The 14,866-nt window shown below is 59.8% G+C and carries 12 protein-coding genes; 4 read left to right on the top strand and 8 right to left on the bottom strand.

Going from position 1 to position 14,866, the window contains the following annotated elements:
- Positions 1 to 88: 88 nt before the first annotated feature.
- From QD461_RS27365 to QD461_RS27340, 6 genes are read right to left on the bottom strand one after another with little or no spacing between them, the layout of a single operon-like run.
- Entirely contained in the window at positions 89 to 1,591 is a 1,503-nt protein-coding gene (locus tag QD461_RS27365; RefSeq protein ID WP_414090396.1) for a leucyl aminopeptidase, read from the bottom strand.
- Positions 1,592 to 1,638: 47 nt separating this feature from the next.
- Complete coding sequence (locus tag QD461_RS27360; protein WP_414090395.1) at positions 1,639 to 2,652, bottom strand: ABC transporter ATP-binding protein; 1,014 nt, start codon at positions 2,650 to 2,652, stop codon at positions 1,639 to 1,641.
- Entirely contained in the window at positions 2,649 to 3,665 is a 1,017-nt protein-coding gene (locus tag QD461_RS27355) for an ABC transporter ATP-binding protein (protein WP_414090394.1), read from the bottom strand. Before QD461_RS27355 ends, QD461_RS27360 begins: the two co-directional genes overlap by 4 nt.
- A gap of 1 nt (position 3,666) precedes the next feature.
- The gene (locus QD461_RS27350; protein WP_414090393.1) at positions 3,667 to 4,638 is read right to left on the bottom strand and encodes an ABC transporter permease; all 972 of its coding nucleotides are present in this window, start codon (positions 4,636 to 4,638) and stop codon (positions 3,667 to 3,669) included.
- A gap of 7 nt (positions 4,639 to 4,645) precedes the next feature.
- Entirely contained in the window at positions 4,646 to 5,743 is a 1,098-nt protein-coding gene (locus tag QD461_RS27345) for an ABC transporter permease (RefSeq protein WP_414090392.1), read from the bottom strand.
- Positions 5,744 to 5,762: 19 nt separating this feature from the next.
- Complete coding sequence (locus QD461_RS27340; protein WP_414090391.1) at positions 5,763 to 7,451, bottom strand: ABC transporter substrate-binding protein; 1,689 nt, start codon at positions 7,449 to 7,451, stop codon at positions 5,763 to 5,765.
- Between the two features lie 172 nt (positions 7,452 to 7,623).
- Between QD461_RS27340 and QD461_RS27335 the strand changes: the two genes are divergently transcribed.
- Positions 7,624 to 8,535, top strand: coding sequence for a LysR family transcriptional regulator (locus QD461_RS27335; RefSeq protein WP_414090390.1), 912 nt, complete (start codon positions 7,624 to 7,626; stop codon positions 8,533 to 8,535).
- A 73-nt stretch (positions 8,536 to 8,608) separates the two neighbouring features.
- Here QD461_RS27335 and QD461_RS27330 read toward each other — a convergent pair whose 3' ends face one another.
- The gene (locus tag QD461_RS27330; RefSeq protein WP_414090389.1) at positions 8,609 to 8,884 is read right to left on the bottom strand and encodes a WGR domain-containing protein; all 276 of its coding nucleotides are present in this window, start codon (positions 8,882 to 8,884) and stop codon (positions 8,609 to 8,611) included.
- Between the two features lie 238 nt (positions 8,885 to 9,122).
- The gene (locus QD461_RS27325) at positions 9,123 to 10,118 is read right to left on the bottom strand and encodes a LacI family DNA-binding transcriptional regulator (protein WP_414090388.1); all 996 of its coding nucleotides are present in this window, start codon (positions 10,116 to 10,118) and stop codon (positions 9,123 to 9,125) included.
- 179 nt (positions 10,119 to 10,297) lie between these two features.
- Between QD461_RS27325 and QD461_RS27320 the strand changes: the two genes are divergently transcribed.
- From QD461_RS27320 to QD461_RS27310, 3 genes are all read left to right on the top strand, one after another.
- Positions 10,298 to 13,039 (top strand): glycoside hydrolase family 2 protein, encoded by a 2,742-nt coding sequence (locus QD461_RS27320; protein WP_414090387.1) that lies wholly within the window; start codon positions 10,298 to 10,300, stop codon positions 13,037 to 13,039.
- A 48-nt stretch (positions 13,040 to 13,087) separates the two neighbouring features.
- Positions 13,088 to 14,182, top strand: coding sequence for an ABC transporter ATP-binding protein (locus QD461_RS27315; protein WP_414090386.1), 1,095 nt, complete (start codon positions 13,088 to 13,090; stop codon positions 14,180 to 14,182).
- 76 nt (positions 14,183 to 14,258) lie between these two features.
- A partial coding sequence (locus QD461_RS27310) for an extracellular solute-binding protein (RefSeq protein WP_414090385.1) occupies positions 14,259 to 14,866 on the top strand: 608 nt, incomplete at its 3' end.

The raw sequence follows: 14,866 nt of genomic DNA, 5'->3' as shown, positions 1-14,866 counted from the left end.
TCGGATCGCCGCGCGCTCCCCATGCGCGGAAGGACGACGTTCCTGCCCTTCCGCGCAAAGGTTCGAAATCTGGAGGTTCAAGACTTCGTCATCGAACCCGATGTTGAGGTTCAAGGTCGCGCGTCAGGCGGTCGAGAAGCCGCACGCCCCAGCCCGTACCCCAACTCGGGCTAATGGCGCTCTTTGGCAGGTCATAGGCCGGGCCGGCAATGTCGAGGTGAACCCAGGGTACGCTATTGACGAAACGCTGAATAAAGTTCGCCGCCGTGCAGGCGCCGCCGGATGGAGAGTCGATATTGCGAACGTCGGCAATCTTCGAATCCATTTCCTCGTCGAAATTCGGTCCCATCGGCATGCGCCAGACGAGTTCGCCGGTCGCAGAGGAGGCATTTTCTAAGGACGCGGCGAGCTCGTCGTTGTTGGAAAACATGCCAGCGCGCTCGCGGCCGATGCCTGTGACGATATCGTGAGTAAGTGTTGCCAGATCGATCATGAAACGGGGCTGGAATGTCGACTGCACATGCCACAGCAAATCGGCGAGAACCAGGCGGCCCTCATAGTCGGTGTCGATAATCTCGATGGTCTGGCCGGACAGCGAGCGAACAATGTCCCCCGGGCGTTGCGCCTTGCCCCCGGGCATGTTCTCCACAAGGCCAATAGCGCCGACGGCATTGACGGGAGCCTTGCGGCGGGCAAGCCCCAGCATCAGGCCCGTGACGCAGGCGGCACCTGCCATGTCCCCCTTCATTTCGGCCATGTCGTTTGCGGATTTGATCGAGATGCCGCCGCTGTCGAAGCAGACACCCTTGCCGATAAAGCCAAGCGGCGGGGCATCGGGGTCGCCGGCGCCTTGCCAACGAAGGATGGCCACATGGCTTTCCTCACTTGACCCCTGCCCAACACCGAGAAGGGCGCGGAAGCCCATGTGTTCAAGTTCGGCCTCTCCGAGGATTTGGACCTCAACGCCGGCGCCATCGAGAATTTGCAGACGCCGCGCAAATTCCGAAGGCGTAAGAACATTAGCCGGCTCATTGATGAGCGAGCGGGCGAGCTCGACGCCTTCGGCAATCGCAGTCTCGCGCGCATGAGCGATTTGAGCCTCTTCCGGCGATGAGGTCAGCACTGAGACATGCCGCTCGGCGGGCAGCTGCGGTTCGGGTTTGCGGGTCCGGTAGGTGTTGAAGCGATAGCTCGCAAGGCGAAAGCCGAGGGCCAATTCTGCGGTTGCTTGCGGGGAAAGGTCGACACTTCCCGGAAGATCCGCCGCAATTGCGATCTTCGCGGCATAGCCTGCAGCGGTCGCGGCGCGGCCACCGAGATCGATGGGAGCGGCACGACCAGTTCCCATGCCTACGAAGACAATGCGGCGATGGCCTGCAAACAGGGTCATAGTGTCGTCGGTCTTGCCGCGAAAGCCGGAATCGGAAGCGGCACGCGCAAACAACTGCCAATCCAGACCGGCAAGCAGCTCCGCCGTGCCCGCACCAACCTTCAAATCTTCGCCGACGAAGGCGACTACGGTCGCCTCGGGCTGCTTTGCGAGGTCGGACGGCGAGAGGGGAGAGAAGGAGAAGGTGAGCGTTGCGGTCATGATGCCTAACAATGGTTGGATTTGGGACTGGCGAGCCGAGGCCTCACCTATGAACGAAAGGGAAAGTGGCAGGCGACCTGCCGGTCATCGACCAGCGTTGTCAGCGCCGGGCGTTCGGTCCGGCAACGCGCCTGCACTGCCGGACAGCGCGGGTGGAACCTGCAGCCGGACGGTGGGTTGGCGGGGCTCGGTATCTCGCCCTTCAGCAGGATGCGCTCGCGTTTCCTTGCGCCTCCGATGCGCGGAACGGGGATGGCCGACAACAAAGCCTGGGTGTAGGGATGGGCGGGTCTGTGAAACAGAATATCGGTCGGGCCGATCTCCACGATCGAACCGAGATACATCACTGCCGTGCGATCCGACACCTGGCGCACGACGCTCAGATCATGGGCGATGAAAAGGATGGTCAACTGCAGCCGTTTGCGCAGATCGGCAAAGAGGTTGACGATCTGCGCTTGCACCGAGACGTCGAGCGCGGAGACGGGTTCGTCGGCAATAATCAGCTTCGGCTCGAGAGCAAGAGCCCGCGCGATGCCGATGCGCTGGCGCTGGCCGCCTGAAAATTCGTGCGGATAGCGATCGAGAAACGAGGCGGGCAGGCTGACAATGTCCATCAGCTCCCGCAATCGCTCAGCGATCCCGGCTCGATCGGCAACCTTGTGCACCCGCAAGGGCTCAGCCAGCAGATCGCCGACACGCCGGCGCGGGTTGAGGGACGCCGCCGGGTCCTGGAAAATCATCTGCATATGTTGCCGATAGGGGCGTAATTGCCGCGTCGATAGTGGCGCGATATCGGTTCCTTCAAGCAGGACCCGGCCCGAGCTTACTTCGTAAAGGCGGACCAGGCAGCGGCCGAGGGTCGACTTGCCGCAACCGGATTCTCCGACCAGGCCCATCGTTTCTCCCGGAAAGACGTCAAAGGAAACGGCGTCCACCGCGTGAATGGGTTGTCCGCTACCGGGAATGAAGGTCCTGCCGACGACAAAGGTCTTGGAAAGACGGTCGACGCTGAGAAGCGGTGCAGCTTCCTGGAACGATGAAGAGGCATATGTTGCCGTCATGCTGGCTGGTCCATATTGCTGGAAATCCGTAATCTCGCCGCCGGCCGGCCGGCTGAATCGACAAAGCACAGTGCTTCGCGCCCATGGGCGATCTGCCGTGGTGGCAAGTCTGAGCAGGCGGGCAACCGTGCGCGGCAACGCGGGCCGAAGACACAGCCTGGCGGGCGTCTGTCGGGCTGCGGTGGCGAGCCAGGTATGGAGATGAGCCGCTCCGGACGTGGACCGTCCAACGGCGGTATGGAATCGAGCAGACCCCAGGTGTAGGGGTGCCAGGCATCGTCGAAGATCGCATCGCATGGACCCTGTTCGACGATGCGACCCGAATACATCACGAGAACGCGATCGGCCATTTCGGCAACCACACCCATGTCGTGCGTGATGAGGACGATCGACGACCCGAAGTCACGCCTCAGGCGCCGAAGCAGATCGAGAACCTGCGCCTGGACGGTCACGTCAAGCGCTGTCGTCGGTTCGTCGGCAACCAAAAGGGATGGGTTGCACGAAAGCGCCATGGCGATGACGGCGCGCTGCCGCATGCCACCAGACAGCTGGTGTGGATAGCACTCAGCCGCCATGCGCGGATTGGCGATGCCGACCTCGCCCAGCAGCTCGACGGCGCGGTTCCAAGCGGCCCGGCTCGATATCCCGGCATGGGCACGTATCTGTTCGACAATCTGCCAGCCAATAGTATGGACCGGCGTCATTGCCGTCATCGGGTCCTGGGAGATGAGGGCGATCTGGCGTCCACGAATGTCCTGCAGGGTCTTTTGCGAGGCGCGCAGAATGTCCTGCCCCTTGAACACGGCGGAACCTTCCACCTTGGAGGAAAACGGATCGAGCAGTCCGAGCATGCTCAAAAGGGCGACCGACTTGCCCGAGCCGGACTCGCCGACGATGCATAGGGTTTCGTCCTCGTTCACCTGGAAGGACAGGTTGTCGATGACGCCGATCATACCGTTGCGGCCGGCGAAGGAGACCGAAAGACCGCGTACCTCGAGAAGTGGTGTTGTCATATCAATGGCTCCTCATGCGAGGGTCGAGCACGACATAGGCCATGTCGACGATTGCATTGGCCAGCACCACGAAAAACGACGCGTACATGACGCTCGCCATGATGACCGGAAGATCCAGGCTCTGCAGGGAATCATAGGTCAATTTGCCGACGCCATTCAGCCCAAAGAGGACCTCGGTCATCAGCGCGCCGCCGCCGACCAGGGCGCCGAAATCAAGCCCGAACATGGTGACGAAAGGCACAAGTGACATGCGTAAGGCGTGGCGCAACAGGACGCGCGTTTCCGACAAACCCTTTGCCCGAGCCGTGCGGATAAAGTCTTCCTGATAGATTTCGACGATATTGGCGCGCAGTACGCGACCATAGATCCCGATGAATCCCAATGCCAAAGTCAGCCAAGGCAGTAGCAACGCCTTAAACCAGCCGATCGGGTCCTCGTGCAATGGAACATAGCCAAGAGGCGGCACCCAGGAGAACAGGATCGTATCGTGCAATCTGTTCTGCGAGAGAAGATTCGTCATCTCACCTAGCCAGAAGACGGGGATAGCGACACCCGTCAGTGACAGGATCATCAAGAGCCGATCGACGATGCTATGACGACAGGCTGCCGCGACAATGCCGACGGCAAGACCGCCGACCACCCAGAAGAACGCTGCACCGAAGACGAGCGAGAGGGTCACGGGCGTGGCTTCGATAATGGCCGGTACCACCTTCAACCCGCGATTGACGAAGGAAACGAGATCCTGCGTGACGAAGAGCTTCTTCATCATGACCACGTATTGGACCGGTAGCGGTTGATCGAGGCCGAAATCATGACGCACCGCAACCAGCGTTTCCGGCGCGGCATTCTTGCCGGCAATACGGGCGGCCGGATCGGAGCCCGGCGTTGCAAAGAAGATCAGGAAGACGAGCACGCTGATGCCGAACATCACGAACAACATCTGCACGAGGCGTTGAAAGAGAACAATCAACATAGGCGTCTCACGGTCTTAGCTTGGCGCGGGGATCAAAGGCATCGCGCACGCCGTCGCCGAGAATATTGAGCGCGACGATGGTGACGATGATGACGAGGCCTGGAGCCGTCGACACCCATGGCCGGCTGTAAAGCAGGCTCTGGCCGTCTCGAATGATCGTGCCCCAACTGGCGCCGGGTGGCTGGACACCAAGGGAAAGGAACGACAATGCCGTTTCCGTGGCGATATTCAGTGCCATCATCAGCGGCACGAAGACGATGAGCGTAGTGACGACATTGGGCAGGATGTCCCTGATCAGGATCCGCAATGGCGGCACACCAAGGCCGATGGCGGCCATGACGAACTCGCTTCTGCGCAGTGCCAGAACCTGCCCTCTGATCGGTCGCGCGACGTAAGGTACGTAAATGATGCCGATGATGCCGATCGGGATCAAGAGACTGCCGGAATCGATGGTCAGCGGCCCGATCTCGATATGCGCTGTAAGCAGAACGATCGAAAGGCAAATCGCGAGAAGGTAGATCGGGAAAGCCCAGAGGATGTCGAGGACGCGCGACAGCAGCTGATCAATCCAGCCACCGAAGAAACCAGCGCAGATGCCAAGGATTGCGGCCAGAATCAGGGTGATCGCCGTCGATAGGCTGCCGATGAACAAGGTGGCACGCCCGCCGTAAAGCAGCCTCGCCATCACGTCCCGTCCCTGCTCGTCAGCGCCGAGGAAATAGGCATTCAACCGCCATGTCGGGCCGATCGGTACGACGCCGATCCCGAGCCCTTCGGTCGAGGGCGCGAGCACCGGCACGCTCTGGCCATCCAGAATGACTTCCGCTTCAAGGCTGGAATTGAAGGGGTCGACGCCGGCAATGCGCTCGGCGTAGACCGGTGCGAGCAGCGACGCCACGATGATGGCGAAGAGCAGGAGCGCCGCCATCATCGCCGATCGATCGCGCCAAAGCTTGGTTAATGCCTGCCTCCAGGGACCAGGCGCCGGCTCGCCTAGCTGTTCACTATGCTCGGCCATATTCACCCGCGCCGATTGAGAGGTGGCACTCTCAATCGGCGCCATCGGTCCGGGAGGATCCAGCTGTTGGGGATTAGAACTTAGCATGCCCGGCTCCATCATAGCCCTAGTGCACCCAGGCCAGGGTATAGGCCCAGGCATTGGTGGCCGTGGAATATTTGAAGTTGCCGATGCGCTTGGAGACCAGCGTCACCTGCTTTGGATTGAACAGGGGGATCAGGGGCGCATATTTCATCGCGTCTTGATCGATCGCAGCCCAAAGCTTGGCCGCTCCCGCCTGATCCGTGATCCCGAGCGCCATGGCCTTCTGCATCTGGTCCTGGAGGGTCCGGTTGCAGAAGCCCGATATATTCGGCGAGGAATCTGACCCCTTGCGGAACGAACCGCACCCAAGCAGCACGTTCAGGAAATCGCTGGCTGCGGGGTAATCCCCGTACCATTGCGTCACCGACAGCTGGACCTTGTTGTTGGAGTTTTGAATGTAGCCGAAGTGAATATTGGCCGATATCGATTTGACGCTGGCGGTGTAGCCGATCTTGTTCAGAACGCTCTGCAGGTATGAGCCGATGTTGCGCGAGATTTCGCCGTCATCAATGACGATGGTGACCGATTGCCCTGCGGTACCGGACTCGCCAACGAGCTGCTTTGCCTTCTCCAGATCCGGTGCCGACCATGCCGCTCCGGGTGACTTGGTGTAGAGGCAGAATGAGTTATAGCCCTCAAGCCCGGGCGGAAGAACCTGACAGGTGGGCGTCGCGAGGTTGCGGCCGCCGAAGAAATTCACCATGGCCTTCAGGTCGACCGCATAGGACAGAGCCTGGCGAGCCTTCACGTTGTCAAACGGCGGCAGATTGACATTGAGGGGCAGGTACCAGAAGGCAAGCTGTGGATCGAGGTGAACCTGGTTTGGATATTTCGTGCCAAGTTCAGCCAAACGCGTGGTTGGCGGCTGATCGAACATGCTGTCTGCCTGGCCATTGATGACAGCATTGACCTGGGCATCTTCGGTCAGGCCGAAATCGAGCTCGAACCGGTCGACATAGCCATCCGGCTGCGCCTCGGCGCTCCATTCCTTGAAATGAGGATTGCGTGCCCAGACGAGTGCCTTGTTCGGATCATAGCTCTCAATCGCATAGGGACCGGTCCCGGGTATGGGCTCGACCCCGGTATCCTGCGGGGCGGTTTCCTTCGGCAGGATCGAAGCATGCGGCATCGACAGTTTGTCAAGGAATTCGGCGTCTGGCGCCGTCAGATTGATCGTGACGGTCGAGTTCGACTTGTCAGCAACAACGCCGCCATCGAGCGTGCAGTCGGCCGGCTTTGCAAGACAGGCGTCGGCGCCGACAATGCCGTTGTACCAGGTTCCCGACGTCGGGCTCGACACCTTGAAAATGCGTTGGAACGAGGCCACGACATCGTCGGTCGTCAACTCCTTGCCGTTCGAGAATTTGATGCCCTTGCGCAGCTTGAAGACATAAGTCTTGCCATCATTCTCAATGACAGGCATCGCCTCAGCAAGATCGGCAACCACAACGAGACTGTCGACGCCCCCGGCCTTTCGAAAGGAGACGAGGCCATCATAGAGACCCGGAAAATAGTTCCAATATTGGGGAGCGTAGTTGATCTGCGGATCGATTGTACCGCCGGCCGACTTGGAGACTAGGCGCACGGTTCCTCCGCGGTGCGCCTTCATCAGCTCGGCGCGGTTCTCGTCGGCCAGTGACAGGCACGGCAAAAGTCCCACCGTCATCAACGAAATCGCCAGTGACGGCAGAACCTTGATTCTGTTCGACATAAATCTCCCCTCCGCTGCCGCCTTCGTGGCGGCTATATGTACCGCCCCGCCAGATCCCGGAGCACGAACAGGAACGCTTCGAATGTTCCTGTGCGCGGAGACTAGGATGGCCGCGTTTCAATGGGAAATTTATTTTGTTGCGTTTTGCGATAGATAAAATTTATCATCAGACATGCTCAAATATGCCGAAAGCTTCTGTGTCCTGGTCGAAGAGCTGCATTTCAGTAAGGCCGCAGCGCGGCTTCATCTGACCCAGCCCGCCCTGTCGCATCAGATCAAGAAACTGGAACAGACGATCGGATGTACCCTGCTGCGACGGTCGCCGCACAAGGTCGTTCTAACAGAGGCCGGCATGATCCTGGCGCGCGAGCTGGGGGCAGCCTTGAGTCATGTTAATCGTGCGGTGCAGGAAGCGCAGGATGCTGCGCGCGGCGATGCCGGTGCCTTGGCCGTCGGCTATTGCGAGCTGCCCCAGGCCGGTCAGATGACAACCATTATCCGCCGCTATAAGGCACTTTATCCCGGCGTGGACGTCACCCTTCGAAATCTGCCGACCAATGATCAGGCCGTCGCGCTGGCTGCCGGGTCGATCGATGTCGCATTTCTTCATCCGCCCTTGCATGGTGCGCAGTTGGTAATGCGGGCGGCGGGTGAGGAGCCGATCGTTGCGGCCCTTCCGGCCGACCATGCGCTGGCGGAAAAGCCTGCTCTTAGATTGGGCGACCTCATGTCGGAGCGGCTGATCGTCTGCGCTGAATCAACAGGGGCTTTCATGTATCATTCGATCCTGGCCGCTTGCGGAAAAGCCGGCTTCCAACCGCAATTGCGCGAGGAGAAGAACAGCTGGCACGCAATGCTTGATCAGGCTGCGTCCGGTCTTGGCGTCGCCTTTGTGCCGGAATCGCTCACCAGAAACACACATTCTCAGCTGGTTTTCCGACGCATCGAACATTTCGACGTGAGGCTGCAGACGGCGATAGCGACCGCTGGAGAGCCAACGAGGCCGGCGGTGACCCGGTTTCTGGCAACGGCTGCCTTATGTCTGAAGGACCAGGCCGGCCACGAAGCCTGTCAGGCAGAGTAGGTTCAATTCGGCAGTCTTTTTTGTGCGCATTCCGAAAGGCTCGTGCCCTTCCCACTTCCAGCTCGCAAGAGCGTTACGGAAGCGAGAGGATGGGCTTCGGCCGATAGCCGCGCGCTTTCTTTTTCCGGGTGATGTCGAGAAACAGCTTCACGGCCTCATCCTCACGCTCGAAGTGATGGATCATACATTGTCCAAGGCGCCTATGCGCCCAGCGCCTTATCAGGCAGGCCTCGCCGAACAAGGTTTCAGAGATCTCCAAGGCATAGAACCGGGCCGTATTTTTCGCCGGTTCGGTTCGTTCGGTGTAGAGATGGTAGGGGTGACGGATCATGACGATCAGAGTCGCCAATGGATCCCTTATCGTCCAACGAGAGTTCTGAATCGGTTCTGGCCAATCGATTCATTTTCGTGACGAAAGCTGATCGCGATCGGGATGGTGAACAAATCGGCACGGCTGGCTCACGCATCGACGGGCGCATTTTCCGGCGACCCGGTTGTGAACATTGCGACATCAGAGGAAATTCATGGGTGCCGGAATTCCGGCCGACACAGCGCTCGAGTTTTGGCTGACGGCTGTTCCAATCTTTTCAGCGCGGCGGCGCGATGGAATCGCGTCGGATCAACCGGCACTCCATCTTCAGCCGCACCGGCGGCTTCTTGGGTTGCGCGATCTTTTCCAGCAATTCAGCCACTGCCCATTGCCCCATGTCCTCGTGCGGCAGTTTTAGCGTAGTGAGCGGCGGCAGAATTTTTCGAGCAAGACTGTCGTCGTCGAAGCCAACCACGGAGATGTCGTCAGGGATTTTCAGACCTCGCAGTCTGATCGCATCATAGGCGCCCATCGCCACGCGGTCTGAAAAACAAAACACTGCCGTCGGCGGCGACGGCAGGTCGAGCAGATGTAGCATCTTCTCCCGGCCGAGATCGAGCGACCAGGCGCCAGAGGCGATCAGCTCGGGATCAACGGCGATGTCATAGGTGGTCAGCGCCTGACGGTAGCCGCTCAACCGATCACGGGCTGCCTCCAGCCTATCCTTGCCCGCATCGATCATTGCGATCCGGCGATGCCCTGCCTTGATCAGCGCTTCTGTGGCGGCAAAGCCGCCGGCGAGATCGCCCGGGATGATGGAGGAAAACTCAGCCCGCTGTTGATGGCAGTTCAAAAGCACCGTCGGATAGTTTCCGAGTTTTGCGGGTAGTATCGGGGCCAACTGGGTGATCAGGGTGGCATAAATCACCCCAACGATCTGACGCCTGCCCAGGTAATCGAGAATGGATTCCGCGAATTCGACCTGTCCACCAGTTACGACGGTGAGTGCCGCAAGCCCCTTCCCTTCGGCGGCTTCACGCACGCCCTCGATCAGCGGTGCGGCGTGATGCGAGGCCATCAGATCGTCGATCAGAAGCACGATGATTCCGCCGATCGGGCCATTGGCCGGCGTGCTCTTGCGATAGCCCAGCTCCTCGGCAACGGTGAGAACGCGCGTGCGCATCTCCTCCGATACGCGCTTGCCGGGCGCCGCATTCAATACCAGTGAAACCGTGGCATGCGAAACGCCGACCTTTGCGGCGATGTCGGACATTGTCGGTCGTTTCGTCGTTTTGTCGTTCACTCGGTTTCTTTCTTGGACAGCTGGCACGCACGTTAGAAAATCTGGCGGACAATGTGAAGCGGCGGCTCTTGCGGATGTTAATTTTTTAAGTTACGAAACCTATATGTAACTTACTTTGTGACTAAATCCAACTGGAAAGCTTGCGGCCCATGACCATCGCCTCTCGCCGTTTCACCGACACCCAATCGGGGCCGCGTTCGCGCCTGTCACTGGATGGGATTTGGGATTTTCAGCTGGAGGGGCGGGAGCGCGCAACCATCCCTGTCCCCGGGCCCTGGCAAGTCCATCTCACCGATCTGCGTGCCGCGGCGGGTGTTGCAACCTATTCCCGCCCGGTCACCGTGCCGCGGGACTGGCTCGATCGCCAGGTCATCGTGCATTTCGGTGCCGTGAACTATTTCGCTGAAGTATCCGTCAATGGTCGCCCGCTGGGGTCGCATGAGGGCGGCTATTTGCCGTTTGAATTCGTCATTCCAGCCGACATGCACGGACAAGAATTGCACCTGGATGTACGTGTGACGTTACCGAGCGCCGACGCACAAGCCTTCCCCGATTTTCCCTTTGATGAAATTCCGCATGGCAAGCAGAGCTGGTACGGCATGTTGGGCGGCATCTGGCAGTCTGTCTGGCTTGAATGCCGTTGCGAGGCGCATATCGCGCATCAGAGCATTCGCGCCGATCTCGTGACCGGAGATGTGACCGTTGACGTCGAACTGGCAGCGGCTTTCACCGGCACAATGCACGTGACGCTTTTCGACCGGAACGGCACGATAGCGGCGTCCGCCGAGCTTGCAGTTGATGCAGAGACGCACGCATCCGCCGAGCTGAATATTGCCGAGGTCGAGGCCTGGTCGCTTGACGATCCCGCGCTTTATCGTGCCGTCGTTGAACTACATCAGCGCGAAATCGTCATTGACGTCGCCGCAGAGAATTTCGGCTTTCGAACCTTCGAGGCGAGAGACGGAAGATTCTTCCTGAACGGCCAACCGTTCTACATGCGCGGTGCGCTCGACCAGGACTACTATCCCGAAGATATCTACACGCCGCCGTCGCTGGAGTTTCTGGAGGACCAGGCACGCAAATCGAAAGAGCTCGGCCTCAATCTCCTGCGCTGCCATATCAAGGTTCCCGACCCGCGCTACTATGACGTTGCCGATCGCTTTGGCCTGCTTGTCTGGACGGAAATCCCCAATATCCAGACGTTCACCGAGAAGTCGGCACAGCGTTTGCTCGATACGATGGAAGGTATCTTGCGCCGCGACGGCAACCACCCCTCCATCGTGATCTGGACTATCATCAACGAAGATTGGGGGACGCGTCTCGTCGAAAGCACCGAACAGCGCTTGTGGCTTCACAACGCCTACCATTGGCTAAAGAGAAAAGATCCGACGCGACTGGTGGTCGACAACTCTGCCTGCGTTCCGAACTTCCATGTCGTCTCCGACATCGACGATTACCACTACTATGCTTCGGTGCCGGAAATGGCGCGCGAATGGGCCGACTGGGTTTCGGCCTTCGCCAAGCGGCCCGACTGGTCCTATTCGCCGAACGGCGATGCGACGCGGCGGGGCAGCGAGCCCCTCGTTGTCTCCGAATTCGGTGTCTGGGGGCTACCGCATCCCGAAAAGCTGAAGCAGAATGGCGAGGAGCCGTTCTGGTTCATCAACGGTCTCGAATGGGACAGCGAGGGCGCGACCTATCCGCATGGTGTTGAGCAGCGCTTCCGCACCTATCAGTTCGACAAGGTCTTTCCGTCCTTCGGCTCCTTTATCGAGGATACTCAGTGGCATCAGTTCAATGCGCTGAAGTTTGAAATCGAAGAGATGCGCCGTCATGCCTCGATCCAGGGCTATGTCATCACCGAGCTCACCGACCTGCACTGGGAGGCGAACGGCCTGATGGACATGGAGCGCAATCCGCGCGCCTATCACAATCGCTTCCATGAGATTAATGGCGACGTGGTCATCGTGCCGCGCATGCAGCGCTATGCGGTCTGGGCCGGCAGTATTGCCAGTGTCGAGCTCGAAATCTCGAGTGGCGGCAAGGTGCTGCCCGCGGCGCAGTTAACCTGGAGCATCGACGGTGCCGCAGCCGGTAAGATAGCAGTCCCGGCGCAGGATGCGACCACGGTGCATCGCCTGCCGGCGCTGGCATTGTCCTTTGCAGCGGACATGACTGGAAAGCGGACGAGCGTCCAGTTCTCACTCGCGGTCGCAGGCAAAGAGATCGCGCGCAACAGCGTCGATATCAGCGTCTACTCCGCCCGCGCTAAGCCAACACTATCCGTCTTCTCGGCAGAGCCGGAAATCGAACGCTATCTGGCGGGTCTTGGCTACCAGCTGGTCAATGCAAACAAAGCGGATGTGCGGGTGGTAACGGCGCTCAGCCAGGCTGATATCGACGCCATGGAACATGGTGCCCGCTACGTGACGCTCGCCGACGCGGCACCCCTACCCTTTGGCAATCTGCGCAATGATCAACCGAATTGGAACTATCCGACAGGAGGCGATCGAGGGCAGGCCATGCCTCAGATGCGCGTAACAGAGCGCAATGGCACGATCTGGAAAGGCAATTGGGTGACCGGCTTTAGCTGGGTGAAACGCACCGGCGTATTCGATCGCCTGCCCGGCGGCCCGCTCAACGACCTCTCTTTTGTCGGCGTCAATCCCAACCGCGTCATTACCGGATTCAGGCCGATCCATTTCGACGGGCTGGTTCATGCCGGCACGATGGCAGGCTGGATCCACAAGCCCTGCGCAACGATCGCCGAACGCAGGGTTGGCGCCGGTCGCATCGTGGCAACGACCTTCGGTCTGATGCGTGAGGCTCCCGGCACCGATCCGGTCGCCGCGACCTTGCTCGATTGTGTCATCGAGACTGCGGTCGGATAGGCGACTCTAGTAAAATCAATCGCCGCATATGACCGGGAGGAGGTTTAGGTGGCCAACACAGTTGCAGGCGTGAGCATCCGCGGCGTTTCCAAGAGTTTTGGCGCGGTGGAGGTGCTCAACGACATCTCGCTCGCCATAGAGCGCGGCGAGTTCATCGTTTTCCTTGGCGCCTCCGGCTGCGGCAAATCCACGCTCCTGCGGATGATCGCCGGGCTGGAGACGATTTCCGGCGGCGAGATCTGGATCGGTGGGCGTCGCGTCGATCAGCTGACGCCGGGCCAGCGCGGCGTATCCATGGTGTTCCAGTCCTACGCGCTCTATCCGCATATGAGTGTTCGGGAAAACCTCGCCTTCGGGCTGGTCAATATTGGCACGCCGAAAGCCGAGATCGAAACCCGGATTTCGGCTGCGGCCAAAATGCTGGAGATGGAACATCTCCTCGAGCGAAAGCCGGCCCAGCTATCCGGTGGCCAGCGTCAGCGCGTTGCGATCGGTCGCGCTATTGTGCGCGAACCCGATATCTTTCTTTTCGACGAACCCTTATCGAACCTGGATGCCGGCTTGCGCACACGCACCCGTTTCGAGCTGGCCCAGTTACACGAACGTCTTGGCGCCACGATGGTTTTTGTGACCCATGACCAGATCGAGGCAATGACCCTTGCGACCCGGATTGTCCTTCTCAACAAGGGAAGGGTCGAGCAAGTGGGCGCGCCCATGGAGATTTATTCCCGGCCAAGCACGCGCTACGTCGCGCAATTTGTCGGCTCGCCGCCAATGAATTTCTTGCCGGTCGCCAGAATCGAGGACGCTCCGGGCGGCGCGATTGCCGTCACGACCGCCGGCACAAGGCTGCACACTGCCATTTGCTTCGATGGCTTGCCCACCGATAACCTCACGCTTGGCGTCCGGCCGGAAAATTTGACGGTCGCTCCTGACGGCCTGGTGAAAGGTCGGGTCGTCACCGTCGAACAGATGGGCGACCGCTCGCTCATCCATGCCGAACTAAGCGATGGCACGCGGATCATCGGCGTCGACGCGCCCGTCACAACGGTGCGCAATGGAGCGGAAATCGCCTTTGCCGCCGAAGGTGCAAAGGCGGCGCTGTTTGACAGCATGGGCAAAGGATACCACGCAGCCAGTTAGGCTGCGGCGCAAGACATGACGGCCTTCCGTTCGCGGTGGCCCCGGCAGGAAAACCGATCAGCCTGGAGGAGTGAAAATGCGTAATCTATTGAAAGCATCGATCGCGGCGATAGCCGTCATGACTGCCTTTCCGGCATTCGCAGTCGAAAATGTCGTCTGGTGGGACTTTCTGTCGGGAGGCGACGGCGTACGTATGAAGGCGCTAATTCAGCGCTTCAACGAAGAGCACAAGGACAAGATCGAGATCAAGGGGACCACCCTGGAATGGGGCGTTCCCTATTACACCAAGCTGCAGACATCGGCAGCCGTCGGTCAGGGACCCGACATCGCGACCTACCACCTGTCGCGTCTAGCGGGCGCGGTGACCGCCAAGACCGTCTCGCCAATCGATCCGAAGGAACTCGAATCTGTCGGCCTGAAGGATAGTGACTATCCGCCGAACGCAATCGGCGCTTCGACGGTCGACAAGGTCCGCTATGCCGTTCCGTTCGACGTGCATGGCGAGGTGCTTTACTACAATAAGAATGTGCTCAAGGAGCTCGGCGCCTTGGGGCCCGACGGCAAACCCACCGGTATCGACACGCTGGATGGCTGGCGTGCGCTGCTCGCCAAGGCCAAGACGGCCGGCAAGAACGGCGTCGTCATCGCCTCGTCCAACGGCGACCTGCGCGATATCTACATACA

The organism is Rhizobium sp. BR 314 (assembly GCF_047445805.1).
Classification (GTDB): Bacteria; Pseudomonadota; Alphaproteobacteria; order Rhizobiales; family Rhizobiaceae; genus Rhizobium; species Rhizobium lusitanum_B.
This window is presented reverse-complemented; position numbering and strand designations above follow the sequence as displayed.